Consider the following 24,175-nt stretch of genomic DNA (forward strand, 5'->3'; position numbering starts at 1 on the left):
GTTCATCCGATCGTGTGAGGATTGCCCGCAGGGCTGACGCGCAGCGGACGGTCGTACAGTGGCGTAGGCACGTTTCGTGCCTTACGACCTTCTAGGGAGGCGCTTGCCGTGAGTGAGCTGCGGTTCGTCCGCATGGGATTCGGTGCCGAGGCGGTCGAGTACCAGCTGGCCTGGGACGAGCAACGCCGGGTGCACGCGGCGCGCTTCGCCGACGAGATCCCCGACACGGTGCTGCTCCTGGAGCACCCGCCGGTCTACACGGCGGGCCGGCGCACCGCGGACAGCGAGCGGCCGCTGGACGGCACCCCGGTCGTCGACGTGGACCGCGGCGGCAAGATCACCTGGCACGGCCCGGGCCAGCTGGTGGGCTACCCCATCCAGAAGCTGCCGCGTCCGGTGGACGTGGTCGCCCACGTGCGGCGCCTGGAGGACGCGCTGATCCGCACCTGCGCGGAGTTCGGCCTCCGGACCACGCGCGTCGAGGGCCGCAGCGGGGTGTGGGTGCTCGGCGACCCGGTCGAGCAGCGCCCGGCGCTGGGCGGACTGTCCCTCGACTTCGACCCGCGGCTGCACGACGAGGAGTTCGACCCGCGCATGAACGGGCCGGAGTACGCGCCCTCCAACGCCGGCCAGCGCCGCGAGGACCGCAAGATCGCCGCGATCGGCATCCGCGTGGCCAAGGGCGTCACGATGCACGGCTTCGCGCTGAACGTGAACCCGGACAACCGCTGGTTCGACCGCATCATCCCGTGCGGCATCCGCGACGCCGGCGTCGCCTCGCTCGCGAACGAGCTGGGCCGCGACGTGACCGTCGACGAGGTCCTGCCGGTCGTCGAGCGGCACCTGAAGGACGTGCTGGAGAACGCGGAGCCGACGCCGCGCGAGATCGAGAAGGCCTCCGCCTAGGGCATGTCGCGCAAGGCCGTCGGCGGGGAATGCACCCCCGCTGCCCGAGGTTGCCCACTCGGAAGGCCGCATACATCACGGGCGTACCCTGGTGTACGCCGAGGAATCGAAGCTACAGGGAGCCGACGTGTCCGCAGTCACACCCGACGGACGCAAGATGCTGCGCCTGGAGGTCCGCAACAGCCAGACCCCCATCGAGCGCAAGCCCGAGTGGATCAAGACCCGGGCGAAAATGGGTCCCGAGTACACGAAGATGCAGAACCTCGTGAAGAGCGAGGGCCTGCACACCGTCTGCCAGGAAGCCGGCTGCCCCAACATCTACGAGTGCTGGGAGGACCGCGAGGCGACCTTCCTCATCGGCGGCGACCAGTGCACCCGGCGCTGCGACTTCTGCCAGATCGACACCGGCAGGCCCGAGGCGCTGGACCGTGACGAGCCGCGCCGGGTGGGCGAGTCCGTGGTCACGATGGACCTGAACTACGCCACCATCACCGGCGTCGCCCGCGACGACCTGGAGGACGGTGGCGCCTGGCTGTACGCCGAGACCGTGCGGCAGATCCACGCGCAGACGGCCGGCCGCGAGGGCGGGCACACCAAGGTCGAGCTCCTCGCCCCCGACTTCAACGCGGTCCCCGAGCAGCTGGCCGAGGTCTTCTCCTCCCGCCCCGAGGTCTTCGCGCACAACGTCGAGACGGTGCCGCGGATCTTCAAGCGCATCCGCCCCGGCTTCCGCTACGACCGCTCGCTGAAGGTCATCACCGAGGCCCGCAACCACGGCCTGGTCACCAAGTCGAACCTCATCCTCGGCATGGGCGAGACCCGCGAGGAGGTCGGCGACGCGCTGCGGCAGCTGCACGAGGCCGGCTGCGAGCTGGTCACCATCACCCAGTACCTGCGCCCCTCGGTGCGCCACCACCCCGTGGAGCGCTGGGTCAAGCCGCAGGAGTTCGTGGAGCTGAAGGAGGAGGCCGAGCAGATCGGCTTCTCCGGCGTGATGTCCGGACCGCTGGTGCGCTCCTCGTACCGCGCCGGCCGCCTCTACCGGATGGCCGTGGAGCAGCGGCACTCGGCCGCCCCGCAGCACGGCGGCTCCTACGCCGCCTCGCGGGCCGTCTGATTGCTGACGCAACGTCACCCGGCTTGCGCACCCCGGCGCGAGGCAAGCGTGTGAATTCCCGCACAAGAAGCTACTCATGAGTAGTGACCGATTCGGCGCGGTCCTGGCCGTACGCCCTGATCAGGGCGTACGCCGGGGCCGCGGCACGGTCCGCGACCCCCGCGACAAGGCTTCATGCGTGTTTGACCGGTCGGTCACGCCCTGGTAACACCAATCAGTGACGCTGGACTCACGCCACGTACACCCACGCCGAGCCCGTACCCGAGGGGGGACCTCCACCATGCAGGCCGCGCCGGTTCGCGCCACCGCAATCCCGTCGTTCACCACCGCACTGCGTGCGGTCGAGTCGCTCCTCATGAGCGGGGGCCAGCGCACCGCCCGCCGCAACGCCTGGACCTCCGTCCTGGAGGACCGCCGCCGTGCCAAGGACCGCGTCGAGGCCCAGCGCGTCCTGGACCAGAACGTCCTGCACCGTTCCTGAATCCCGCCTTCCGGACACTGCCGTCGTACGGCGCTCCCCGGGCCACGTAGACTTCCTGCCATGGCGAGGAAGGAACCTGCAGCGGACGCTGCGAACCCCGGGCGACTGAAGCAGATCGCTCTGACCTACAAGATGACGCGCAAGGCCGACAAGAAGATCGGTCTTGTACTCGCGGGCGTCGGCATCGTCACCTTCGGTGTCTTCCTCGCGATCGGTTTCTTGATCGGTCACCCCATCTATCTCGGCATCCTGGGCCTGCTGCTCGCCTTCCTCGCGACGGCGATCATCTTCGGGCGCCGGGCCGAGCGGGCGGCCTTCGGGCAGATGGAGGGCCAGCCGGGCGCGGCCGCCGCGGTGCTGGACAACATCGGCCGGGGCTGGACCACGACCCCCGCGGTCGCCATGAACCGCAGCCAGGACGTGGTGCACCGGGCCGTCGGCAAGGCCGGCATCGTCCTGGTCGCCGAGGGCAACCCGAACCGGGTCAAGAGCCTCCTGGCCGCCGAGAAGAAGAAGATGAACCGCATCGTCGTGGACGTCCCGGTGCACGACATCATCGTGGGCAACGGCGAGGGCCAGGTGGAGCTGAAGAAGGTGCGCACCACCATGCTGAAGCTGCCGCGCGTGCTCACCGGCCCGCAGGTGACCGCCACCAACGACCGGCTGCGCGCCATGGGCGACCTGATGAGCAACATGCCGCTGCCGAAGGGACCGATGCCGAAGGGCATGAAGCTGCCCAAGGGCGGCAAGGCCCGCTGACCCGCGTCCGTACCGCGAAGGGGCCGCCCGGATTGATTCCGGGCGGCCCCTTCGCCGTCTCGTTCGCCGCCTCCCGCGCGGGAGCGTCAGCCGCGGACCTCGACCGTGCGCGCCAGCCGGTCGTGCAGGCCCCTGCCGTCGCGGTCCCAGATCAGGGCCGGGACGGCGATGCACAGCAGGGCCGTGCGCAGGACGGTGCGCAGGGGGCTCGGGCGGCCGGTGTCCAGGGCGACCACACGGAGGCCGAAGAGGCGCTTGCCGGGGGTGAAGCCGATGGTGCCGACGGTCAGGACGTGGAGCACGAAGAAGACCAGCAGGGCCCAGTTGCCGGTAGCCTGGTCGTAGCCGTGGGTGATGAGACCGTATGCGATCAAGAGGCACAGCCCCCAGTCGACGGCCAGGGCGCCGAACCGGCGGCCCGGGCGGGCGATCGACCCTGGCCCCTCCTCCGGCAGGCCGAGCTGCTGACCCCGGTATCCGAACTCGACTCCGGCGTCCTCCGCGGCCGCGCGGGGGCCCGAGAGCCATGAGCCGATTGCATCCCTGTTGTCCACGCGTCCACGGTACTGCGGGCGTTTCGCGATCCGGACAGGTGGGGTATGCCGGACGCGGTCCGGTTAACTTGTGCGAAACAAATGGGTCACGCCCGAGAAATCACGCGTCCCTAGGGTCGAGGTCAGCGTGTGTCACCGCACTGGCCGCACGACGAACTACCACCCCGGCGGGACGGTCGGGAGTAGGAGGAGCTGGATGTTCCAGAACGCCGACGAGACCAAGAAGTTCATCGCGGACGAGGACGTCAAGTTCGTCGACGTCCGTTTCTGCGACCTGCCGGGCGTCATGCAGCACTTCACGGTGCCCGTCGAGGCGTTCGACCCGGACGACGAGCTCGCCTTCGACGGATCCTCGATCCGCGGCTTCCAGGCGATCCACGAGTCGGACATGGCTCTGCGCGCCGACCTGTCGACGGCTCGGGTGGACCCCTTCCGCCGCGACAAGACGCTCAACATCAACTTCTTCATCCACGACCCGATCACGGGTGAGCAGTACTCCCGTGACCCGCGCAACGTGGCGAAGAAGGCCGAGGCCTACCTCGCGTCGACCGGCATCGCCGACACCGCGTACTTCGGTCCCGAGGCCGAGTTCTACGTCTTCGACAGTGTGCGTTTCGCCACCACGTCGAACGAGTCCTTCTACCACATCGACTCCGAGGCGGGCGCCTGGAACACGGGCGCGCTGGAGGACAACCGCGGGTACAAGGTCCGCTACAAGGGCGGCTACTTCCCGGTCCCGCCGGTCGACCACTTCGCCGACCTGCGCGCCGAGATCTCGCTGGAGCTGGAGAAGAACGGCCTGAAGGTCGAGCGCCAGCACCACGAGGTGGGCACCGCCGGCCAGGCGGAGATCAACTACAAGTTCAACACGCTGCTCGCGGCCGCCGACGACCTGCAGCTCTTCAAGTACATCGTGAAGAACGTGGCCTGGCGCAACGGCAAGACCGCGACCTTCATGCCGAAGCCGATCTTCGGTGACAACGGCTCGGGCATGCACGTGCACCAGTCGCTGTGGGCGGGCGGCGACCCGCTGTTCTACGACGAGGCCGGCTACGCGGGCCTGTCGGACACCGCCCGCTACTACATCGGCGGCATCCTGCGGCACGCCCCGTCGCTGCTGGCCTTCACCAACCCGACGGTGAACTCCTACCACCGCCTGGTGCCGGGCTTCGAGGCCCCGATCAACCTGGTCTACTCGCAGCGCAACCGGTCGGCCGCGATGCGTATCCCGATCACCGGCTCGAACCCGAAGGCCAAGCGCGTCGAGTTCCGTGCGCCCGACTCCTCCGGCAACCCGTACCTGGCCTTCTCGGCGCTGCTGCTGGCCGGCCTCGACGGCATCAAGAACAAGATCGAGCCGGCCGAGCCGATCGACAAGGACCTCTACGAGCTGGCTCCCGAGGAGCACGCGAACGTCGCGCAGGTCCCGACCTCGCTGCCGGCGGTGCTGGACTCCCTCGAGCGCGACCACGAGTTCCTGCTCGCGGGCGACGTCTTCACGTCCGACCTGATCGAGACCTGGATCGACTTCAAGCGCACGAACGAGATCGCCCCGCTGCAGCTGCGTCCGCACCCGCACGAGTTCGAGCTCTACTTCGACGTGTGATCGGCGCCTGAGCGCAGATACGCCCGTGCCCCCGCCGCCGGCTGTACCGGCGGCGGGGGCACGGGCGTATGTTCTATTCTGCTGGGGGACGACACGGGGGTGGACGGAATGCCGCAGCACGGACACGACGACCCGGAGCGCGAGTTCGACCTGAAGTGGGCGGACGGCGCCGAGCACAAGGAGCCCTCGGCGCGGGCCCGGATGCTGGCCGCGCGCTGGCGGGAGAACCCGCCCGGGCCGCAGCCCTTCCGCGCCGACCCCGGCCCGGCGGCACGGCGCCGCTCCTCCTGGGTGTCCACCACCGTGGTCCTGGGCGTGGTCGCCGCGATCATCCTGCTGCTGGGCTACGCGCAGTTCCGGGCGCCCTTCTAGGCCCTGTCACGGGAGTGCCGTCGTCGGCCCGAAGGACGGTCCGGCCGCCGTCGCATGTCTTTCGCGTCACACAGGGCCGTCCGGCCTGTGCACTTTGCAGCACCTAGGGCCGTTCGGGACCACTTCATGGGAGTCACCGGGTGCACACTGGCAGTGGGACGAGTGCCTGACTGCGGGGTGATGCAGATGCAGAGCCGCTTCCGGAGCGACCGGCGGCTGACCGTGCGAATGACGGTCACGATGTTCCTGCTCGGGTTGCTGTACGTGGCCTTTGTCGCCGCGTTGATCGTTTTGCTCAAGTCCTGGCTGCTCGTCGTCGTACTGGTGGCGGCGATGTTCGTCGCGCAGTTCTGGTTCTCGGACCGGATCGCGATGTACGCCATGCGCGGGCGGGTCGTGGAGCGCGAGGAGTATCCCGAGCTGCACGCGGTCGTCGACCGCCTGTGCGCGATCGCCGACATGCCGAAACCGGTGGTGGCCGTGTCCGAGATGGACATGCCCAACGCGTTCGCGACCGGACGCAACGCCGATCACGCCGTGATCTGTGTGACCACGGGACTGCTGCGCCGGCTGGAGCCCGCCGAACTGGAGGGCGTGCTCGCCCACGAGCTGTCGCACGTCGCGCACAAGGACGTCGCCGTGATCACGATCGCCTCCTTCCTCGGCGTCATCGCCGGGCTGATCGTGCGGTTCGCCTTCTACTCGCAGCTCTTCGGCGGCGGACGCCGGGACCAGAACACCGCGGCGGTCTTCGCCGCCGTGATGGGTGTGTCGGCGGCCGTGTACGCGATCAGCTTCCTGCTGATCAGGGCCCTGTCCCGGTACCGGGAGCTGGCCGCGGACCGGGCGGCGGCACTGCTCACCGGGCGCCCCTCGGTGCTGGCCTCCGCGCTCACCAAGGTCTCCGGCGACATCGCGCGGATCCCGACCAAGGACCTGCGGACCGCGCAGGCCTTCAACGCCTTCTACTTCACGCCCGCGACCGGCAAGGAGCCCGGTATCGAGCGGTTCTTCTCGACCCACCCCAGCCTGGAGCAGCGGCTCGACCAACTGGGCCGGATCTCCGCCGAGCTGGGCGAGGCGCAGACCCCCGGAAAGGCATGATGCATGGGCCTGCTGGACATCCTGCTCGGCCGTACGAAACCGGTGCTGCCCGACCTCGACCGGCTCTTCGCGCTTCCGTCGGCGGCCGTGACCCTCGAGGCCGCGGCCGGTTTCACACCGACCGGCACCGGCGCGGTGTGCTTCGCCACGGTCGAGGGCTCGGCCTTCGAGCAGACGCACCGGGAGGTCCAGGCCCTGCTGGACGCCGACGCCGACCGGGACGGCCCCCCGGTGGAACTCAGCCAGGACGAGTACGGCTACTCCTGGCTGCTCTCCCGCCGCTCCCCCGAGCAGCTGTCCGCGCTGGTCAACGACCTGCACGCGGTGAACAGCTCGATGGAGGTGAACGGCTTCGGGCCGCAGCTGCTGTGCTCCCTGGCCGGCTTCCGCGCCGAGGGGGACAGACGGCTGGCGCTGGTCTACCTCTACAAGCGCGGCACGTTCTACCCGTTCGCGCCGCTGCCCGGTGCAGGGCAGCGGCGCGACAACGCGCTGGAGCTGCAGGTGAAGGCGGCGCTCGCCGACGACCTGCGGATGGAGCAGGACCTCGGCCGCTGGTTCCCCGTGTGGGGCGCCCCCGGCCTGTAGCCCTGGAGCTGACCTAGCCGCTCTTCTCGCGCTGCTGCCGGCGGTGCTGCAGGGGGCGCTCGCGGCGGTACCGGCGCTCCCACTTGGCCTGCTGGTCACGGCGCCTGCGGTAGGCCTGATAGCTGGCGGGCATCGTTCCCGACGAGGATCCCCCCGTCGACGGGGACTGCGAGGCGCCGCCGGTGGAACCGCTGCGTCCGAACTGGACGTAGAGGAAGAGAACGGCGACCGCGACGAGCCACCAGACGTGGTTTCCGAATCCTAGGAGCACCAGGACGACGGTCCCGGCTACGACGATGGTGCCCATCCGGGCCTCCGTGGGCGTGGGTGTGTACGAGCGGTGACGGTGTGCTGTCCCGGCGGGGCGCTGGGGGAAGGCGCCCGGCCGTCGGTGCGTAGAGAGTAGCCCCCAGGCCGCAGGGTGATGCCGGTCCTGCCGAAAGCGTTCTGGGCAGCTCCGCCACGCGTGTCCAGCGTAGGGAGGCGGTCACTCGGCGTGCATCCCGTTTTCTCCCCGCCCGGCGTCGGAACGAATCGGCCGATCAGCCGCATTCTCCGTATTCACCGCACAAGGGATGCACCTCGATGAGTGATCTCTTGCTCTTCCTGGCAGGCACCCCCTAGTGCGCGGGCAGGTCCAGCCTTCGCGCCACCACCTCCGAGGCGACCTCGGCCAGCCGGCGGCGGTGGGAGCGGGCGTGGGCGCGCAGGATGCGGAACGCCTCGTCGACCGAGATGGAGTGCCGGGCGGCGAGCGTGCCCTTGGCCTGCTCGATGATGATCCGGCTGGTCAGCGCGTGCTCCAGCTGGTCGGCCAGGGTGCGGGTCTCGCGCAGTCGGCGATCCCGCTCCAGCACCCAGCCGGCCGCGTCCGAGAGAGCCTGGCCGAGCGCGAGGAGGTCGGCGGGCAGGGGTGTGCTGCCAGGCCCCAGCAGCACCAGGGCGCCGAGGGTGTCCTGGCCGACGCGCAGCGGCAGGGCGGCGGCCCGGCCGAAGCCGAGCTCCAGGGCCCGGACCGACCAGCGCGGCCAGTCGCGGCGGGCCCGCTCGCCGTCGAGCGCCGTGTCCGCGACCGGCAGGCCGCTGCGGCGGGCGTCGTACCCCGGCCCCTCGTCCCAGCCGACCGCCTCCTCGGCGAGGCGCGTCAGCTCCTCGCCCACCGCCGTCACCCCCACGCGGGAGCGCGCGTCGGGGGCGTACAGCACGACGGCCGCACACGTGCCGAGCAGCTGGGTGCCGTGCGCGGCCAGGGCCGCGAGGAGACCGGTGGGATCGGACACCTCGGTGACCGGGCTCGCGGCCAGGTCGACGAACGCCCGTGCCAGCTCGCGCGGCGACGGGGACATCGTGGTCATCGGCTGGATTCCCTTCACCTGCCGGCCGGCGGCCTCCGGCGGCGTCCTCACTTCGTGTTCGTCCACTGCCGGGTGCCTCCTCACCTCAATGGAAACGCAGTTGGCCACTGAGGATGCGCTCGGCGATCGCATGCGCAGAGGCTCCCTCGGCAAACGCGTGAGCCTTGATCAGTTGCAGGGCGTCGGCCACCGGGCACTCGAGGTGCACGGAGACCATGCCCGCGGCCTGGTGCACCTCGGCGCGCATGTCGGTGGCACCATACAGGTCCGGATCGCTGTCCGGGCCGAGGATCATCGAACGGGTCAGCGCTTCGGCCACCCCGCCGAAGGTGTCCGCGTTCGTGACACCTTGTACCGGATCGAAGACCGCCAGCGCGCCGAAGCACGTCCCGGACAGGCTGAGCGGTACCGCGGCCACCGCCCCGATGCCCAGTTCCGCCAGCGCCGGACCGTAGCCCGGGTAGCGGTCGAGCAGTTCCGTGCCGTCCGCCAGCACCGGCCGGTGCTCGCTGGTCGCGTCCCGGGCCGGGCCTTCACCGAGCAGGAACTCCAGCTCCTGGGCGGCGCGGGCCGGTTCGTCGGAGGCGGCCAGGGCCAGCTGGTCGGGGGCGGCTCCGGTCAGCGTGACCGCGGCGCTCCGCGTGCCGCAGGCCTCCGCGACGCCGGACATGAACAGGGGCATCGGAGCACCGCGCTGCAGCGACCAGCCGGAGAGCCGGGTCAGGTAGTCGTCCTGGAGCCGCGCCGCGGTCAGGTGGCAGGCCGCGGTCGAACGGTGGATCCCGGCGATCCGCCGGTGCATGTCCCCGAGGGCCCGGGTACGAGCCTGCCGGGCGAGAAGCTCATGCCGCTCGGCGCGATCCGTCTCGTATGCGAAACGCGCCCGCGCCAGAGCGGCCTTCCGCTTCGCGGAAGCGATCAGGTCCGAGGCCGCGTCTTCGGTGGCCATACCGGAATCGTACGCTCACGTCCTCCTACTCGGAGCCGTTGGCGCGGCCTTCCTCCATCAGCAGGACGACGCCGCCGTTGTGGCCGTCGAAGGGGCTGCACTGCACCGTGCAGATGATCGAGCGGCCCAGTCGGTTGATGGCCGGCACGGGCAGCGGCTCGCCCCGTCTGCCGGTGTCGACGCAGAGCTGGATGGTTCCGCGCAGCTTCTCCGTGGGCAGCCCGAAGTCGAGACCGTGGAAGGGCTGGTCGAGGACCTCGTCGACGCGCAGGCCCCACAGGTCGACGGCGCCGCGGTTCCAGCTCTTGACCTTCATGCTCTGGTCGAGGACGACGACTCCGGCGGCGATGGAGGTCAGCACCGCCTCCAGGAAGGTGCGGGCCTCGTCCAGCTCCTCGGTGCGGACGCGCATCTCCTCGTTCATCGTCTCCAGTTCCTCGTTCCCGGACTGGAGTTCCTCGTTGGTCGTCTCCAGCTCCTCGTTGGTCGACTGGAGTTCCTCGTTGGTCGTCTCCAGCTCCTCGATACTCGACTGGAGTTCCTCGTTGGTCGTCTCCAGCTCCTCGTTCGTGGACTGGAGTTCCTCGTAGGCCGTCTCCAGGTCCTCGCGGACCCGCTTGATCTCGGATTTCAGCTGCGTGGCGACCGTGACATCGGTGAAGGTGATGTTGGTGGCGGTCACCAGGCCCTCGGGGCCGGTGAGGGGCTGGATGGTGATGTCGAAGTGCTGGACGCCGTCGGCGACCCGGCGTTCGGCGCCGTTGACCCGCAGGGTGCGCCGCTCGTGGGTGGCCTGTTCGATCAGGGAGCGCAGTTCGACGGGGCGGTAGGAGATCTCCAGGTCCTGGAAGGGCCGCCCGATGTCGTTCGTGGTGAGGCCGAACTCGACACGTGCGTGGTTGTTGATGAGCAGGACCATCCCGTCGGCGTCGACGGCCAGCGCCGCTCCCGGCGCCGCGTCGAGGATGAGGTCGCGCAGCTGACGATGGCGCACGGCACTGTGCAGTTCGCCGCCGAGCCCCGCCCTGATCTTCAACGGGACGGGCTGGTACGGCGGAGAGGCCTCTCCGGGACGGCGCCGGAACACGCGCTGCCGCATGCTCATCACCTCGAACCGCTCGGCGTCGTTGAGCAGCATCTCCGCCTTGCCCAGGAAGAGGAAGCCGCCCTCGCGCAGCGCGAAGTGGAAGCGGTCCATGATCTGCGTCTGCGCCTCGACGTTGAAGTACATCAGCGTGTTGCGGCACACCAGAAGGTCCAGACGGGAGATCGGTGCGTCACGCGTGATGTCGTGACGGCCGAAGATCACTTTGCGCCGGAGGTCGGAGCGGAACCCGAACCGCGCGCCGTTCTGCTCGAAGTACTTGTCGCGCAGCTCGGGCGAGAGCGGTTCGAGGACCTTCGCCGGATACAGGCTGGTGCGGGCGTCGCGCAGTGCCTCGTCGTCGATGTCCGTGCCGTAGATCTTGACCCGCTCCAGCGCCTCCTCCACGCCCAGCGCCTCGGCGAACATGATCGCCAGGGAGTAGGCCTCCTCGCCGCTGGAACAGCCCGCGCTCCACACCCGGATCTCGTCCTCGGGCCCGCTCTGCGCGAGCACTTCGGGCAGCACCTCGCGCTGGAGGAAGGTCCAGGCGTCGGGGTCGCGGAAGATGGAGGTGACGTTGATCAGGATGGTGTTGAACAGGGCGTCGAACTCGTCCGCGTTGGTCTCCAGGCGGTCGCGGTAGTCCATGTAGGAGCCGACCTGGGCGTCCGCCATGCGCTTGCGGATGCGGCGGCCCAGGGAGGAACGCTTGTATCCGGTGAAATCGAACCCGCGGGCGTCCCGCAGGAAACGCAGGAGGTCCTCGAGTTCCTCGTCCGTCTCCACGTCCGGCTGTCCGTCAACCATTGCTGCCGCCCACTTCTCCGCTACTGCCGCTTGGCCTCGACCAGTCCACTGATCACTGCGGCGATCTCCTCAAGAGGTAGCACGAAGTCCACTGTGCCCGTACCCAGGGCGGCCTCCGGCATGCCCCTGAATTCCGCTGTCGCCGGATCCTGCACGATGACGGTGCCTCCGCGCGATTTGACCGCGTCCACGCCCATCGACCCGTCACGCCCGGTGCCGGTGAGCACGCAGGCGATGGCCTGGGATCCGTAGGCGCCGGCGACCGACTCGAACAGCAGGTCGGCCGACGGCCGGACGAAGTGGACCAGCTCGCTGTCCGTGAGGGCGAGCAGTCCGCCGGGGCGGACGAGGAGGTGCCGGTCCGGCGGGGCGATGTAGACCGTGCCGGGGAATATCTGCTCCTGGTCCTCGGCGAGCTTCACCCGCATCGCCGTCCGGCGGGCCAGGACCTCGGCGATGACGGTGCGGTGGCGGGGGTCGAGGTGCTGCACGATCAGCACCGGCACGGGAAGCTGCGCGTCCAGGCCGCCGAGGAGGGTGCCGAGGCCGTGGATTCCGCCGGCGGAGGAAGCGACGGCGACGACCTCGTAGCCGTCGCAGGCGCGCTCGGATGGGTGCACACGGCCAGACTAGGGCCGTGGGGCGCGTCCGGCGGGCCCTGCGGGCCGTGCGGGGCAGGACGGCCGGGTCACACGCCCGGAGCCGCCCTGACCACGCCGGCGGCGACCGCCGCGCCCAGGGCGGCGTGGTCCGCGCGGGTCTGGTCCGCGTAGCGCAGGGCGAAGTCGGCGACGGCCTGCTCGAAGGTGTCCGCGCCGCCGAGATAGGCGGCGATCGCGATCCGGTCGCCGGAGCGGGCGTGGGCCCGGGCGAGCGCGGTGCCGCACAGCCGGGCGTAGCCGGCGAGGTCGGCGGGGCTCATCCCGGCGACGTCCGCGGAGCCCTTCATGTCGCGCAGCTGGCGCCAGTAGAACGCCCGCCCCTGGGGGCCGCTCATCCACCCCAGGAAGATGTCGCCCGCCGCCTGCAGCAGGCGCTGCCCGGCGACCACACGGTGCCCGGGATGCACGTACGGCCCGTGCGGCAGATGCTCCTCGAGCACGGACGTGCGCGCCTCCTTGATCTGCAGGAACAGCGGGTCGTCGGTGTCCCGCCCGGCGAGCAGGACGACGAAGCACCGCAGGCCCACGCTCCCGACGCCGACGACCTTGCGGGCGGCGTCCAGGAAGCGGTAGCGGTCCAGGAGCAGGCGGCGCTCCTCGGACAGGGTGGAGCGGTAGTCGCTGAAGATCTTGCGCAGGGAGGCCGTGTCGGAGGCGCCGGCGGGTTCGAGCAGCGGCGGGTCGTGGACGATACGGCGGCGCCCGTCGACCACCTCGGTCAGCTTGCCGACGGCCTGGAGGCTGGTGCGGCGGCGGGCCCGGGTGAGACTGGAGCCGGCGTGGCGGCGCCGGCGGGCGGAGCGGACCAGCGGCAGCAGGCTCTCGGCGTCGATGCGCTCGTACCAGACGGCGAGTTCGCCCCGCCGGGCCAGCCGCCGCATCGCGGTCCGGTAGGCGGCGCCCGCCTCCAGTGCGGCGCGGCGGGCCCTGGCGTCGGCGTGCCCGTTGGCGCGGGCGGCCACGGCGACGGAGGCCGCGAGCCTTTTGACATCCCATTCGAAGGGGCCGGGGAAGGTCTCGTCGAAGTCGTTGAGATCGAAGAGCAGGGAGCGCTCCGGGGAGGCGTACAGGCCGAAGTTGAGCAGATGGGCGTCGCCGCACAGCTGCACGGTGAGCCCGGTGTGCGGCTGGGCGGCGAGGTCGGCGGCCATCACGGCGGCGCCGCCGCGCAGGAAGGCGAACGGCGAGGCGGTCATGCGCCCGTACCGGACCGGCAGCAGCTCCGGGAGCCGGTCGCGGCCCTGCCGCTCGAGTACGGCGACGGGGTCGGGGCGGTCGACGGACGGGACCCACGCGTCGTGCGCGGAACGGGCGACGCGGCGGCGGGCGGCCTTGCCGCGGTCGGCCCGTCCGGCGGGCGTGGTCATGGCGCCCACCACCGCATGCCGCGCCTGCGCATCACGCCTCCCACCGGGTTCCACCGCCTCCTGATCGCAGTGAAGGCGGGTGCGGGGACGGACGCATGCCGGGCACGGCGATCGGGTGACGCGCGCCGCCCGGGCGGGCGGCCGGTTGTCGGTGGCCTCCGGCAGGATGGGCTCACGCGTGAGTGACGGGGAGGCCGGTATGGGCGGCATGCGGTACATCGGGGCGGCGGAGCGGCGGGCCCGGCTGGCGGTGCGCCACCGGCTCGCCGGTGCGGCGCGGGCCGGGAGCCCGGAGGAGGTGGCGCGGGCGCTGGTCGCCCTGCACGGCACAGACCCGGCGACGGTGTACCTGGCCGTCGGGGCGCGGCTCACGGACCCGGCGGTGACCGTGGCGGAGACCCAGCGCGCGCTCTACGAGGACGGCTCCCTGCTGCGGATGCACGGCATGCGGCACACCGTGTTCGTCTTCCCCGCCGACCTCACCGCCGTCGTGCACGCCTCGACCGGCCGCACGGTCGCCGCCCGCGAACGGGCCTCGCTGCTCAAGGACATGGCGAAGGCCGGAGCGCCGGACGCGGCCTGGCTGAAGGAGGTCGAGGAGTCGGCGCTGGCGGCCCTGGCGCGGCGTGGGCAGGCGACGGCGGCCGAACTCGCCTCGGACGAGCCGCGGTTGCGCGAGCAGTTCGTGTACGCGGCCGGCAAGAGCTACGAGGGCGTGCACACCGTCTCCACCCGGCTGCTGAGGGTGCTGGGCGTGGAGGGCAAGGTCGTGCGGGGGCGGCCGCTCGGGTCCTGGACCTCCAGCCAGTTCCGCTGGGCGGTGGCGCCGCCGCATCCCGAACTCGACGTGGCGGACGCGCAGGCGGCGCTGCTCGGCCGGTGGCTCGCGGCGTGCGGGCCGGCCACCGAGGACGACCTGAAGTGGTGGACGGGCTGGAAGGTGACGGACGTGCGGCGGGCGCTGGCCTCGATCGGCGCGCAGACGGTGTCGCTGGACGAGGGCACGGGACATGTCGTGGCCGGTGACACCGAGCCGGTCGCCGCGTCCGCCGAGCCGTGGGCGGCTCTGCTGCCGGGACTGGATCCGACGGCGCTGGGGTGGCGGGAGCGGGACTGGTACCTGGCCCCGGAGCTGCGGCCGATGCTCTTCGACCGCAGCGGGAACGTGGGGCCGACGGTGTGGCTCGACGGGCGCGTGGTGGGGGCGTGGGCCCAGCGGAAGGACGGGGAGGTCGTGTGGCGGGCCCTGGTCCCCGGCGGGGTGGGACGGGAGGCGTCCGCCCTGATCTCCGCCGAGGCGGAGCGGCTGCGGGGGTGGGTGGGCACCACGGGGGTGACCCCGCGCTTCCGGACGCCGGTGGAGCGGGAGTTGGCGGGGTGACCCGCCGACTCCCGCTCGGCCGACGACGACAGCGCCGGGCGCCGCACACACCGGAGGGCACCCGGCGCGTCCGTCACCGTGAGTACCGCATCAGCGCCCGCACCATGTGGCACGTCGTGTCCGACGGCGGATGCACGCCGATGACCTCCGCCGTGCTGCGGATCCTCTCGTTGCGGGCCTGGTTCGGCAGATGGACGCCCGAGTCGAGCAGGGCGATCGCGAGCCGCATCGCCTTGAGGCGACGGTTGTGCGTGACGTACCACTCGCGCGGACGGCCCGGCGGCAACGGGCGCTTCTCCACGGGCTCGTAGGGCAGGTCGAGCAGAACGGGGTGCTGGACGGTGGACTGCATCGGCTTCGGTGCGGCAGCGGGCACAGGCATCCTCCTGTCGCGGTCAGGTCGTCCACCAGGGGCCTTCCGCCCCCGGCGACTTCCTCGAACACTGCTTCTATTCTAGCGTCCGCCACTGACAAAAGCCCCTGGCCACAAGGGCTTTCGGGCGCCGGGGCGTCCCGGCGGAAAGCCTCAAGAGCCCCGCGGGACCTCTCATTCCGCTGTGACGCACGTTACTTCGGCGACTCCTGCGACCGGTGAGTAACTGCGTTCGGTATCTCGTACATAGCGGCGTACGCTCCCCTACCTCTCAGGAGGCGCGCATGTCGCGTAGGCGAAGTCTTGGCACGAAGAAGAAGATCGCGCTGCTGGTGAGCGCGGCGGCGGTGGCGGGAGGCGGCGCCTTCGTCATGGCGAGCACCTCCGACGCCGCGCAGAGTCCCGGCCCCAAGACCCTGTCGTCCGCCGCGGATTCGAACGTCTGCCTGGGGCTCGCCACCGCCCTCGGGAACAACCAGAGGTTCATCGACGGGCAGAAGGCCAGTCCCGACGCCCAGTCCGCGGCGCGGATCGCCAATCGCGAGGCGGTCATCGAGCAGATCAAGGTCCAGCAGAAGGCGTCCGGTTGCACCGTTGGGGAGTCGGCTCAGGGCTCCCAGTCGACGCAGCCGGCGCAGAACGGCCAGCAGGCCGGCGGGGCCCAGCAGACCGCCACCGCGCCGCCCGCGCAGAGCGCCCCCGCGGGAAACGCGAACGGGAACGGCGGCGGTGCCGCGGCCTCCGGTCAGCAGGTGTGCAACGGCTCCACCGTGACCCTCTCCGGCGAGGGCGGTGCGCCCGCCGCCTCCAGCAACCAGTTCCCGGTGGGGACGACGCTGAAGGTCACCAACCTGGACAACGACAAGTCCACGACGGTCAAGGTGACGTCGGCCTCCGGCAGTTGTGCGCTGCTGAACAACGCGGCCTTCGAACAGGTCCGTGAGCCCGGCAAGTTCCTGATCCGCCGTGCGCTGATCGAGAAGGTGGGGTGAGGCTCAACGACCCAGGAACTCCGAGAGGCGGCGGCCCAGTTCGGCGGGTGCGGCCTGCGGCAGCGCGTGGTGCGGGACACCGGGGAGGTCCACCGTCTCGACACGCGGCAGCAGCGCACCGGCCCGCGCCGCCACCCGGTACGTGTCATGGGTCCTGCTGCTCCCGGCCAGGAGCAGCAGGACCGGCACGTTGAGCCCGCGCAGCGCGTCGGGTGCCGGGCGGGGACCGGTCACCGGCTTCGACACGGAGGGGAAGCCGGCGGCCGCCTCCTGCAGGCGGAGCCAGTCGGGGTCGGGAGTGACTCCCCCGCTCTCCCAGCGCAGGAAGGCGCGCACACGGGCGGGCGTCGGCCGCAGCAGCACCGGCAGGGCGCGCAGCAGATACGCCGGCCGGTGGCCGGCGAAGCAGCCGGTGGGATCCAGCAGGGCGAGGCGCCGCACGCGCGCGGGTGCGTGCAGCGCGTGGTGCAGGGCGATCCAGGCGCCGTAGGAGTGCCCGGCCAGCGCGGTCTCCCCCACCCCGAGCCCGTCGAGGACCGCGTCCAGCCAGGCCACCAGGTCGGCGACCGTACGGGGGTGGCGGTCGCCGGCCTCGGTACCCCGGCCGGGGGCGCCGATCAGGTCGACGGCGAGGACCCGGTGGGTCCGGGCCAGCTCGGCGGCCTGGGCGTACCAGGACGCGGAGGTCGCTCCCCCGCCGCCGGGCAGGAGGACCAGCGCGGGACCTTCGCGCGGGCCGCACGCGTTGACGTACGCCGTGCCGAACGGCGTGGGGACGGTCAGCGCCTCGCGCTCGGCGGGCCACTTGGCCATGACCTTGTCGTAGGCGGCCAGGAAGCCGTCCATGTCGTATGCACCGCTCATCCGTCTGCCCTTCGCGTAATATCTCGCTCAGCGAGATACTTGTTGAGCGAGATGATAACGGAGAAGGCACATGCAGCCCCAGGGACCGGAACTGGAGATCGTCCATCTGCTGCGGGCCGTGGCCGTCGAACTCGGCCTGCACAGCGGCCGGTTCGCGCGGCGAAACGGCATGCACCCCACCGACGTGCGCGCCCTGATCGCCCTCATGGACGCCGCGCGCGCGGGTGAGGAGGTGACGCCGGGCCGGCTCGGCACGGCGCTCGGGCTGAACTCCGCCGGGACGACGGCCCTCGTGGACCGGCTGGAGCGGGCCGGGCATGTGCGGCGGGTGCGCGGCGGGACGGACCGGCGCCGGGTCGTGATCGAGGTCGACGAGAAGGCCGTGGCGCTCGGCTGGTCCTTCTTCGGGCCGCTCATCGGGCGCGCGGTGGAGCTGCTGCGGGACTGCGACAAGCGGGAACGGGCGGCGATCAAGGGGTTCCTGGAGGGCGTGCGGGAGGCGGCGGCCGAGGCGCGGTGACCCGCGAGAGGTGTTCTCACACCGTGAGTCCCGCCACACCCGCGCCAGGTAACACGGGCTTCACACACGGGCAACGGACGGGAAATCGCCTGTTGACAGGCTCGCGGGCATCAACGGTGGCGCCCCAGTGCCGCAGCGCCGCAGCACCCGCACGTGCGTCAGACACACCCCCGAAGGAAGTGGCCCGTGACCTTCAAGGCTGAGTACATCTGGATCGACGGCACCCAGCCGACGGCGAAGCTCCGCTCCAAGACGAAGATCATCGGTGGTGAGCCGGCCGGGCTCGACGCGCTGCCGATCTGGGGCTTCGACGGGTCCTCCACGAGCCAGGCCGAGGGCCACGCCTCGGACCGTGTCCTCAAGCCGGTCTTCACCTGCCCCGACCCGATCCGCGGCGGCGGCGACGTCCTCGTCCTGTGCGAGGTCCTCGACATCGACATGACGCCGCACGAGTCCAACACCCGTGCCGCGCTGACCGAGGTCGCCGAGAAGTTCGCCGCGCAGGAGCCGATCTTCGGCATCGAGCAGGAGTACACGTTCTTCCAGGACGGCTACCCGCTGGGCTTCCCCAAGGGCGGCTTCCCGGCCCCGCAGGGCGGCTACTACTGCGGTGTCGGCGCCGACGAGATCTTCGGCCGTGACGTCGTCGAGGCGCACCTGGACAACTGCCTCAAGGCCGGTCTCGGCCTCTCCGGCATCAACGCCGAGGTCATGCCCGGCCAGTGGGAGTTCCAGGTCGGCCCGCTGTCCCCGCTGGAGGTCTCCGACCAGCTGTGGGTGGCCCGCTGGCTGCTCTACCGCACCGCCGAGGACTTCGGCGTCTCCGCGACGCTCGACCCGAAGCCGGTGAAGGGCGACTGGAACGGCGCGGGCGCGCACACCAACTTCTCCACCAAGGCGATGCGCGAGAGCTACGAGGCGATCGTCACCGCCGCCGAGTCGCTCGGCGAGGGCTCCAAGCCCCTCGACCACGTCAAGAACTACGGCGCCGGCATCGACGACCGCCTGACCGGCCTGCACGAGACCGCCCCGTGGAACGAGTACTCCTACGGCGTCTCCGACCGCGGCGCCTCGGTGCGTATCCCGTGGCAGGTCGAGAAGGACGGCAAGGGCTACATCGAGGACCGCCGCCCCAACGCCAACGTCGACCCGTACGTGGTGACGCGTCTGCTCGTCGACACGTGCTGCTCCGCGCTGGAGAAGGCCGGCCAGGTCTGATCCCACCGCTCGCACCGAGGGGCGTCCACCGTTCGCGGTGGACGCCCCTCGCGTCCGGGGTGCGCGTCCGGGGTGCGCGTGCCACGCGCGTGCCACCGTGCGGCGATCCGGACCGTACGGCGGGTGGGCCACTCGTACGCCCCGCCGGCCCGCCGCCGACGCTCTGCCATGGGCAGAGCGGCGTTCCGGCCCGCGGCCGCACCGGGCAGGCTCACCGGCATGAGACTTCTGGTGCTGGGTGGTACGGAGTTCGCGGGACGGGCCGTCGTGGAGGCGGCCCTCGGGCGCGGCTGGGAGGTGACGGTCCTCAACCGGGGCCGGCGTCGCCCCCCGCCCGGTGCGCGGGCCCTGCGGGGCGACCGGACCGCGCCCGGCGGGCTCGACGCCCTCCGCGACGGCGCCTGGGACGTCGTCGTCGACACCTGGTCGGCGGCGCCCCGCGCCGTGCACGAGACGGCGCGGCTGCTGCGGGGCCGCGCCGGACGGTACGTGTACGTGTCGAGCTGCTCGGTGTACGCCTGGCCCGCGCCCGCGGGGTACGCCGAGGACTCACCGCTCGTCGAGGGCGCCGCGCCGGACGCCGGGCAGACCGACTACGCGCGTGACAAGCGGGGTGCGGAGATCGCCGCCGTCGAGGGCTTCGGCGCCGGCCGTTCCGTGCTCGTACGGGCGGGGCTGATCCTCGGCCCGTACGAGAACATCGGCCGGCTGCCGTGGTGGCTGGCCCGCATCGCGCGCGGCGGGCCGGTGCTGGCGCCGGGACCGCGGGACCTGCCGCTGCAGTACGTCGACGTGCGGGACATGGCCGAGTGGATCCTCGGGGCGGCGGAGCGGGAGCTGAGCGGCCCGTACAACATGATCAGCCCGCAGGGGCACGCCACGACGGGGTCCCTGCTGGAGGCGTGCGTGCAGGTCACCGGAGCGGCGGCCCGGCTGCGCTGGACGGCGCCGGAGGTGATCCTGGAGGCGGGGATCGAGCCGTGGACCCAGCTGCCGGTGTGGGTGCCGCCGGGCAGCGACATGCACGACTCCCTGCACTCCGCGGACGTCTCCCGGGCACTGGCGACGGGCCTGGCCTGCCGGCCCGTCGAGGAGACCGTCGCCGACACGTGGAAGTGGCTGCGGGACATCGGCGGCAGCGCGCCCCTGCGCCCGGACCGGCCGTCTCCGGGGCTCGACCCGGCGGTGGAGGCGGAGGTGCTGCGGCGGTGACCGGGCCGGGCGCGCGCCGGGCGTCGACCGCCGAGCCCGGGGGTGTACCTGGCACCACCCCCCGACCGGGGGGATCGGCCCCGTGACCGTCCGCGCCCGCTCCGCCAGACTCTCTGCCATGACCACCCACACGGAGAACGGCTCCCTGAGCGGGAGGACGCGGGCCGTCGCCCTGGCGGCCGGACGGGGGTTCGTGCTGGCCCTGGTGACCCTCCCCGCGGGAGTGGCCCTGTTCACGCTCACCCTCCTGTCCATGGCTCTGATCCCGCTCGGCGTCGGGGCCTACACCACACCGTGGCTGCTCGCCGGCGTGCGGGCCTTCGCGGACCGGCGGCGGGTGCTCGCGGCGGAGTGGGGCGGGGTGCGGATCCCCTCGGGGTACCGGCCGGTCCCCGGGAGCGCCAACCCCTGGGCGCGGACGTACGCGATGCTCCGCGACCCGGCGGTCTGGCGCGATCTGCGCTGGCTCCAGGTCGACATGACGGCGGGGTTCGTCACCGCGCTGCTGGCCGCGGCAGTCGTCCTCTACCCGCTGGAGGGGCTCGCGGTGGCGGCCGGACTGTGGCGGGCGTTCACCGCGAGCGGCGGGTACTGGTACGGCTTCGTGCACGTCACCGGCCAGCGCTCCGCCCTGCTGGCCGGCGCCCTGGCCGTCGTGCTCCTCGCCCTCAGCCCGCTCGCACCGCGCCTGCTGGCCGCCCACTTCCGGCTCACCCGATCCGTACTGGGCGCGAGCCAGGGCGAGTTGGCCGAGCGCGTCCGGGTGCTCACCGAGACCCGGAAGGACGCCGTCGACACCTCCGCCGCCGAACTGCGGCGCATCGAGCGGGACCTGCACGACGGGGCGCAGGCGCGGCTGGTGGCGATGGGCATGGACCTGGGCACCGTCGAGGCGCTCATGGACAAGGACCCGGCGAAGGCCAAGGCACTCCTCGCGCAGACCCGCCGCTCCTCGGTGGACGCCCTCGCCGAGCTGCGCGACCTGGTACGCGGCATCCACCCGCCGGTGCTGGCGGAACGCGGACTCGGCGACGCCGTGCGGGCGCTGGCGCTCCGGCTGCCCATCGCCACCGAGGTCAACGCCGAGCTGGGCGGACGCGCGGACGCGCCGGTGGAGTCCGCCGCCTACTTCGCGGTGAGCGAGGTGCTCACCAACGCGGTCAAGCACTCCGGCGCGGACCGGATCTGGATCGACCTGCGGCACGCGCCGGAGGGCACGGAGGGCGGCGGCATACTGCGGATCTCGGTCACCGACAACGGCGTGGGCGGCGCGGTGATCGGCGCCGGGACCGGCCTGGCCGGGGTCGAGCGGCGGCTGGGTACATTCGACGGCGTCCTGGCCGTCAGCAGCCCCGCGGGCGGTCCCACCATGGTGACCATGGAGATCCCTTGCGCGTAGTCCTGGCCGAAGACCTCTTCCTGCTGCGCGACGGACTGGTCCGGCTGCTCGAGGCGCACGGCTTCGAGATCGCCGCCGCCGTCGAGTCCGGCCCCGAGCTCGCCCGCGCCCTCGCCGAGCTGGAGCCGGACGTCGCCGTGGTCGACGTGCGCCTGCCGCCGACCCACACCGACGAGGGGCTGCAGTGCGCCCTGCGGGCCCGCCGGGACCGACCCGGGCTGCCCGTGCTGGTGCTCTCCCAGCACGTGGAGCAGCTGTACGCGCGCGAGCTGCTCGCCGACGGCAGCGGCGCGGTGGGCTATCTGCTCAAGGACCGGGTCTTCGACGCGGAGCAGTTCGTGGACGCCGTACGGCGGGTCGCGGGCGGCGGTACGGCGATGGACCCGCAGGTGATCCAGCAGCTGCTGTCGCGGCGGGCCGCCGACGACCGGCCGCCGGCCCGGCTGACGCCCCGTGAGCTGGAGGTTCTGGAGCTGATGGCGCAGGGCCGCTCCAACGCGGCGATCGCCGGGCAACTGGTGGTGACAGAACGGGCGATCGCCAAGCACACCTCCAACATCTTCAGCAAACTGGAGCTGGAGGTGTCGGACGACGACAATCGTCGCGTTCTGGCGGTCCTGGCCTATCTGGACCAGGGTCGGTAAGCGGTTGCTGATTTTCCGTAACTGCCGCTGTTCAGGGGACTGTTGAGGCTCCCCGGCCGTTCAATCCTCTGATTTGTGCGTGGGACTGCTGAACACCCCTGGGACCCCGTCCGTATCCATGGGAGCCGCTTCACTCCTGTCGGGCGCCTCGATGCCCCGCCAAGCCCGCAAGGAAGTCAGAGGAGTTCCATGGGACGCAACACACGCAAACGCCGTACGCCGCTGGCCACCAAGGCCATAGCCGCATCGGCGGCCCTAGCGCTCGGTGGGGGCGGGCTGCTCTGGGCGAACTTCTACGCCTCGGCGCACGAGTCGCACTCGGGGCGCAACTACACGAAGTCCGCCAACACCCGGTGGGCGACGCTGTCCTGTCCCGACGTGGGCCAGAAGCTGACGAACGTGCCGTCCAAGGCCCGGCAGGGGGTGAGCAGGGAACTGGCCAACCTCGACAAGCAGGTCACCGAGGCCTACTCCCGGCTCGCCTCCACCCGCCAGGCCCAGGCGAACGACGCCAACTTCGTCCAGAACGCGATCGTCGGCCCGCTCAAGGACAAGCGCATCGCGACGCTCGACCGCATCCGCATCGACATCGAGCGGGTCGGCGGCAAGGCTCCGAACAACCTCAGCCAGCTCGCGGCCTGCACGCCCCAGGCGGCGAACCAGGGGCAGAACAACCAGAACGGCGGCGGCCAGAACGGCGACGGGCAGAACGGCAACGGCCAGGACACCGCCTCGCCCTCGGCGAGTGCCACCGACGGCGCGGGCCAGCAGCAGGACAACGGCAACGGCGCCGCCGGGCCGGTGGCCGCCGACTTCGTGGACATCACGAAGGTCGCGGCGAACGTGCAGGGCAAGCCGAACAACGGCGGCAACGCCTCGACCGGCACGTTCAGCCTCAACTGCGGTGTCAACGCGAACGAGAACCGCAACACCGACAACCTGATCGTCGCGCCCGGCGTGGACAACGGCGCCCACCACACCCACGACTACGTGGGCAACCAGGACGTCAACGCCTTCTCCAGCAACGACGACCTGGCCAAGGCCAGCACCACCTGCTCCGAGCAGGGCGACAAGTCGGCCTACTACTGGCCGGTGCTGCGCCTGCAGGACGGCACCCAGGAGAAGGACGCCGACCAGCTGGGCGGCGGCAAGGAAGGCAACGTCGGCAAGATCCTGCGGGCGGAGTCGGCCCAGATCACCTACGTCGGCAACCCGCTCAGCAAGGTCGTGGCGATGCCCACGTTCCTGCGCATCATCACCGGTGACGCCAAGGCCGCCACCAACGGCGCGGCGAACGCCAACGCGCACTGGAGCTGCACCGGCTTCGAGGACAAGGTCCAGCTGACGAACCAGTACCCGCTGTGTCCGCAGGGCAGCAAGGTGGTCCGTACGTTCGCCTTCCAGAGCTGCTGGGACGGCCAGAACATCGACAGCGCCAACCACCGCACGCACGTGGCCTTCGTCGACCCCGCGAGCGGTGCCTGCCCGAACGGCTTCAAGGCGATCCCGCAGCTGACGCAGCGCCTGGTGTACGACGTCCAGACGCCGACCATCGCCAACGGCCAGGTCAAGAACCCGTACGCGGTCGACGGCTTCCCCGAGGAGCTGCACAAGGCGATCACCGACCACGACGACTTCATCAGCGTCATGGACCAGAACCTGATGAACCGGGTGGTCAGCTGCATCAACAACGGCAAGCGGTGCAGGTGATCCGGCAGAGCCGGTGACCCACGGACCGGTGGGGGGGGGGGGGGGGGCCCCCCCCCCCCCCCCCGGGTCGGGCGCGCCGGCGCGGGCCCGGGTGACCCCGGGGGGGGGGGGGTGGGGGCCCCCCACAACAATGGGGCCCCGCGCGGGG

At 71.5% G+C, this 24,175-nt stretch carries 25 protein-coding genes; 16 read left to right on the forward strand and 9 right to left on the reverse strand.

The annotated features are described in order from the left end of the window. Positions 1 to 108: 108 nt before the first annotated feature. From lipB to ACIRPX_RS13050, 4 genes are all read left to right on the forward strand, one after another. Positions 109 to 906, forward strand: coding sequence for a lipoyl(octanoyl) transferase LipB (gene lipB, locus ACIRPX_RS13035; protein WP_404192500.1), 798 nt, complete (start codon positions 109 to 111; stop codon positions 904 to 906). Positions 907 to 1,033: 127 nt separating this feature from the next. Continuing rightward, entirely contained in the window at positions 1,034 to 2,023 is a 990-nt protein-coding gene (lipA, locus tag ACIRPX_RS13040) for a lipoyl synthase (protein WP_404192503.1), read from the forward strand. Positions 2,024 to 2,303: 280 nt separating this feature from the next. Beyond that, a complete protein-coding gene (locus ACIRPX_RS13045; RefSeq protein ID WP_404192506.1) occupies positions 2,304 to 2,504 on the forward strand; it encodes a hypothetical protein in 201 nt (66 codons plus the stop codon). A 60-nt stretch (positions 2,505 to 2,564) separates the two neighbouring features. Further along, positions 2,565 to 3,263: a DUF4191 domain-containing protein gene (locus ACIRPX_RS13050; protein WP_384268886.1), complete on the forward strand. Its 699-nt coding sequence runs from the start codon at positions 2,565 to 2,567 to the stop codon at positions 3,261 to 3,263. Between the two features lie 86 nt (positions 3,264 to 3,349). Here the strand turns inward: ACIRPX_RS13050 and ACIRPX_RS13055 are convergent, their stop codons facing one another. Next, positions 3,350 to 3,817, reverse strand: a complete 468-nt coding sequence (locus ACIRPX_RS13055; protein ID WP_404192511.1) for an RDD family protein — start codon at positions 3,815 to 3,817, stop codon at positions 3,350 to 3,352. Positions 3,818 to 4,013: 196 nt separating this feature from the next. Here ACIRPX_RS13055 and glnA point away from each other — a divergent pair, with 196 nt between their 5' ends. The 4 genes from glnA to ACIRPX_RS13075 all read left to right on the forward strand — a co-directional run bounded on the left by glnA (position 4,014) and on the right by ACIRPX_RS13075 (position 7,487). Then, entirely contained in the window at positions 4,014 to 5,423 is a 1,410-nt protein-coding gene (gene glnA / locus ACIRPX_RS13060) for a type I glutamate--ammonia ligase (RefSeq protein ID WP_404192514.1), read from the forward strand. Between the two features lie 108 nt (positions 5,424 to 5,531). Next, complete coding sequence (locus ACIRPX_RS13065) at positions 5,532 to 5,795, forward strand: hypothetical protein (protein WP_404192517.1); 264 nt, start codon at positions 5,532 to 5,534, stop codon at positions 5,793 to 5,795. Positions 5,796 to 5,981: 186 nt separating this feature from the next. Beyond that, positions 5,982 to 6,899 carry a zinc metalloprotease HtpX gene (gene htpX / locus ACIRPX_RS13070; protein WP_404192519.1) on the forward strand — a complete coding sequence of 306 codons (918 nt, stop codon included), beginning with the start codon at positions 5,982 to 5,984 and terminating at the stop codon, positions 6,897 to 6,899. A 3-nt stretch (positions 6,900 to 6,902) separates the two neighbouring features. Then, complete coding sequence (locus tag ACIRPX_RS13075; protein ID WP_404192522.1) at positions 6,903 to 7,487, forward strand: hypothetical protein; 585 nt, start codon at positions 6,903 to 6,905, stop codon at positions 7,485 to 7,487. Positions 7,488 to 7,500: 13 nt separating this feature from the next. On the opposite strand, the gene ACIRPX_RS13080 is transcribed toward ACIRPX_RS13075, so the two are convergent. The 6 genes from ACIRPX_RS13080 to ACIRPX_RS13105 form a co-directional block, all read right to left on the reverse strand. Further along, a complete protein-coding gene (locus ACIRPX_RS13080) occupies positions 7,501 to 7,794 on the reverse strand; it encodes a hypothetical protein (RefSeq protein ID WP_404192525.1) in 294 nt (97 codons plus the stop codon). A gap of 313 nt (positions 7,795 to 8,107) precedes the next feature. Continuing rightward, positions 8,108 to 8,908, reverse strand: a complete 801-nt coding sequence (locus tag ACIRPX_RS13085) for an ANTAR domain-containing protein (RefSeq protein WP_404192528.1) — start codon at positions 8,906 to 8,908, stop codon at positions 8,108 to 8,110. A gap of 19 nt (positions 8,909 to 8,927) precedes the next feature. Continuing rightward, on the reverse strand, positions 8,928 to 9,791 hold the full coding sequence (locus tag ACIRPX_RS13090) for a GAF and ANTAR domain-containing protein (RefSeq protein WP_404192531.1): 864 nt from the start codon (positions 9,789 to 9,791) through the stop codon (positions 8,928 to 8,930). A 25-nt stretch (positions 9,792 to 9,816) separates the two neighbouring features. Then, on the reverse strand, positions 9,817 to 11,685 hold the full coding sequence (locus tag ACIRPX_RS13095) for a CheR family methyltransferase (protein ID WP_404192534.1): 1,869 nt from the start codon (positions 11,683 to 11,685) through the stop codon (positions 9,817 to 9,819). A 20-nt stretch (positions 11,686 to 11,705) separates the two neighbouring features. Further along, positions 11,706 to 12,305 (reverse strand): chemotaxis protein CheB, encoded by a 600-nt coding sequence (locus ACIRPX_RS13100; protein WP_404192537.1) that lies wholly within the window; start codon positions 12,303 to 12,305, stop codon positions 11,706 to 11,708. 68 nt (positions 12,306 to 12,373) lie between these two features. Next, positions 12,374 to 13,714 (reverse strand): DUF2252 domain-containing protein, encoded by a 1,341-nt coding sequence (locus tag ACIRPX_RS13105; protein ID WP_404192540.1) that lies wholly within the window; start codon positions 13,712 to 13,714, stop codon positions 12,374 to 12,376. A gap of 208 nt (positions 13,715 to 13,922) precedes the next feature. Between ACIRPX_RS13105 and ACIRPX_RS13110 the strand changes: the two genes are divergently transcribed. Beyond that, complete coding sequence (locus ACIRPX_RS13110; protein ID WP_404192887.1) at positions 13,923 to 15,095, forward strand: winged helix DNA-binding domain-containing protein; 1,173 nt, start codon at positions 13,923 to 13,925, stop codon at positions 15,093 to 15,095. Positions 15,096 to 15,168: 73 nt separating this feature from the next. Here the strand turns inward: ACIRPX_RS13110 and ACIRPX_RS13115 are convergent, their stop codons facing one another. Beyond that, the gene (locus ACIRPX_RS13115; RefSeq protein ID WP_404192542.1) at positions 15,169 to 15,477 is read right to left on the reverse strand and encodes a hypothetical protein; all 309 of its coding nucleotides are present in this window, start codon (positions 15,475 to 15,477) and stop codon (positions 15,169 to 15,171) included. Between the two features lie 275 nt (positions 15,478 to 15,752). Between ACIRPX_RS13115 and ACIRPX_RS13120 the strand changes: the two genes are divergently transcribed. Then, on the forward strand, positions 15,753 to 16,460 hold the full coding sequence (locus ACIRPX_RS13120) for a hypothetical protein (RefSeq protein WP_404192544.1): 708 nt from the start codon (positions 15,753 to 15,755) through the stop codon (positions 16,458 to 16,460). Positions 16,461 to 16,463: 3 nt separating this feature from the next. Here ACIRPX_RS13120 and ACIRPX_RS13125 read toward each other — a convergent pair whose 3' ends face one another. After that, positions 16,464 to 17,324: an alpha/beta fold hydrolase gene (locus tag ACIRPX_RS13125; protein WP_404192547.1), complete on the reverse strand. Its 861-nt coding sequence runs from the start codon at positions 17,322 to 17,324 to the stop codon at positions 16,464 to 16,466. Between the two features lie 70 nt (positions 17,325 to 17,394). Between ACIRPX_RS13125 and ACIRPX_RS13130 the strand changes: the two genes are divergently transcribed. The 6 genes from ACIRPX_RS13130 (at position 17,395) to ACIRPX_RS13155 (ending at position 24,027) form a co-directional block, all read left to right on the forward strand. Beyond that, a complete protein-coding gene (locus ACIRPX_RS13130) occupies positions 17,395 to 17,844 on the forward strand; it encodes a MarR family winged helix-turn-helix transcriptional regulator (protein ID WP_404192549.1) in 450 nt (149 codons plus the stop codon). A 186-nt stretch (positions 17,845 to 18,030) separates the two neighbouring features. Further along, entirely contained in the window at positions 18,031 to 19,062 is a 1,032-nt protein-coding gene (glnII, locus tag ACIRPX_RS13135) for a glutamine synthetase (RefSeq protein ID WP_404192551.1), read from the forward strand. 219 nt (positions 19,063 to 19,281) lie between these two features. Then, entirely contained in the window at positions 19,282 to 20,274 is a 993-nt protein-coding gene (locus ACIRPX_RS13140; RefSeq protein ID WP_404192554.1) for an NAD-dependent epimerase/dehydratase family protein, read from the forward strand. A gap of 118 nt (positions 20,275 to 20,392) precedes the next feature. Further along, positions 20,393 to 21,673, forward strand: a complete 1,281-nt coding sequence (locus tag ACIRPX_RS13145) for a sensor histidine kinase (protein ID WP_404192556.1) — start codon at positions 20,393 to 20,395, stop codon at positions 21,671 to 21,673. Next, positions 21,664 to 22,317 (forward strand): response regulator, encoded by a 654-nt coding sequence (locus ACIRPX_RS13150; protein ID WP_404192558.1) that lies wholly within the window; start codon positions 21,664 to 21,666, stop codon positions 22,315 to 22,317. Before ACIRPX_RS13145 ends, ACIRPX_RS13150 begins: the two co-directional genes overlap by 10 nt. A gap of 189 nt (positions 22,318 to 22,506) precedes the next feature. Continuing rightward, a complete protein-coding gene (locus tag ACIRPX_RS13155) occupies positions 22,507 to 24,027 on the forward strand; it encodes a DUF1996 domain-containing protein (RefSeq protein WP_404192561.1) in 1,521 nt (506 codons plus the stop codon). Positions 24,028 to 24,175: the final 148 nt, after the last annotated feature.

It is taken from the genome of Streptomyces sp. NPDC101225 (assembly GCF_044767585.1).
Taxonomy (GTDB): domain Bacteria; phylum Actinomycetota; class Actinomycetes; order Streptomycetales; family Streptomycetaceae; genus Streptomyces.

Bases quoted from the DNA above. Each gene is read 5' to 3' on its own strand.
- ACIRPX_RS13045 (WP_404192506.1), top strand. From the start codon at position 2,304: ATGCAGGCCGCGCCGGTTCGCGCCACCGCAATCCCGTCGTTCACCACC.
- ACIRPX_RS13050 (WP_384268886.1), top strand. From the start codon at position 2,565: ATGGCGAGGAAGGAACCTGCAGCGGACGCTGCGAACCCCGGGCGACTG.
- glnA (WP_404192514.1), top strand. From the start codon at position 4,014: ATGTTCCAGAACGCCGACGAGACCAAGAAGTTCATCGCGGACGAGGAC.
- ACIRPX_RS13065 (WP_404192517.1), top strand. From the start codon at position 5,532: ATGCCGCAGCACGGACACGACGACCCGGAGCGCGAGTTCGACCTGAAG.
- htpX (WP_404192519.1), top strand. From the start codon at position 5,982: ATGCAGAGCCGCTTCCGGAGCGACCGGCGGCTGACCGTGCGAATGACG.
- ACIRPX_RS13075 (WP_404192522.1), top strand. From the start codon at position 6,903: ATGGGCCTGCTGGACATCCTGCTCGGCCGTACGAAACCGGTGCTGCCC.
- ACIRPX_RS13080 (WP_404192525.1), bottom strand. From the start codon at position 7,794: ATGGGCACCATCGTCGTAGCCGGGACCGTCGTCCTGGTGCTCCTAGGA.
- ACIRPX_RS13090 (WP_404192531.1), bottom strand. From the start codon at position 9,791: ATGGCCACCGAAGACGCGGCCTCGGACCTGATCGCTTCCGCGAAGCGG.
- ACIRPX_RS13095 (WP_404192534.1), bottom strand. From the start codon at position 11,685: ATGGTTGACGGACAGCCGGACGTGGAGACGGACGAGGAACTCGAGGAC.
- ACIRPX_RS13105 (WP_404192540.1), bottom strand. From the start codon at position 13,714: ATGACCACGCCCGCCGGACGGGCCGACCGCGGCAAGGCCGCCCGCCGC.
- ACIRPX_RS13110 (WP_404192887.1), top strand. From the start codon at position 13,923: ATGCGGTACATCGGGGCGGCGGAGCGGCGGGCCCGGCTGGCGGTGCGC.
- ACIRPX_RS13115 (WP_404192542.1), bottom strand. From the start codon at position 15,477: ATGCCTGTGCCCGCTGCCGCACCGAAGCCGATGCAGTCCACCGTCCAG.
- ACIRPX_RS13120 (WP_404192544.1), top strand. From the start codon at position 15,753: ATGTCGCGTAGGCGAAGTCTTGGCACGAAGAAGAAGATCGCGCTGCTG.
- ACIRPX_RS13125 (WP_404192547.1), bottom strand. From the start codon at position 17,324: ATGAGCGGTGCATACGACATGGACGGCTTCCTGGCCGCCTACGACAAG.
- ACIRPX_RS13130 (WP_404192549.1), top strand. From the start codon at position 17,395: ATGCAGCCCCAGGGACCGGAACTGGAGATCGTCCATCTGCTGCGGGCC.
- ACIRPX_RS13140 (WP_404192554.1), top strand. From the start codon at position 19,282: ATGAGACTTCTGGTGCTGGGTGGTACGGAGTTCGCGGGACGGGCCGTC.
- ACIRPX_RS13145 (WP_404192556.1), top strand. From the start codon at position 20,393: ATGACCACCCACACGGAGAACGGCTCCCTGAGCGGGAGGACGCGGGCC.
- ACIRPX_RS13155 (WP_404192561.1), top strand. From the start codon at position 22,507: ATGGGACGCAACACACGCAAACGCCGTACGCCGCTGGCCACCAAGGCC.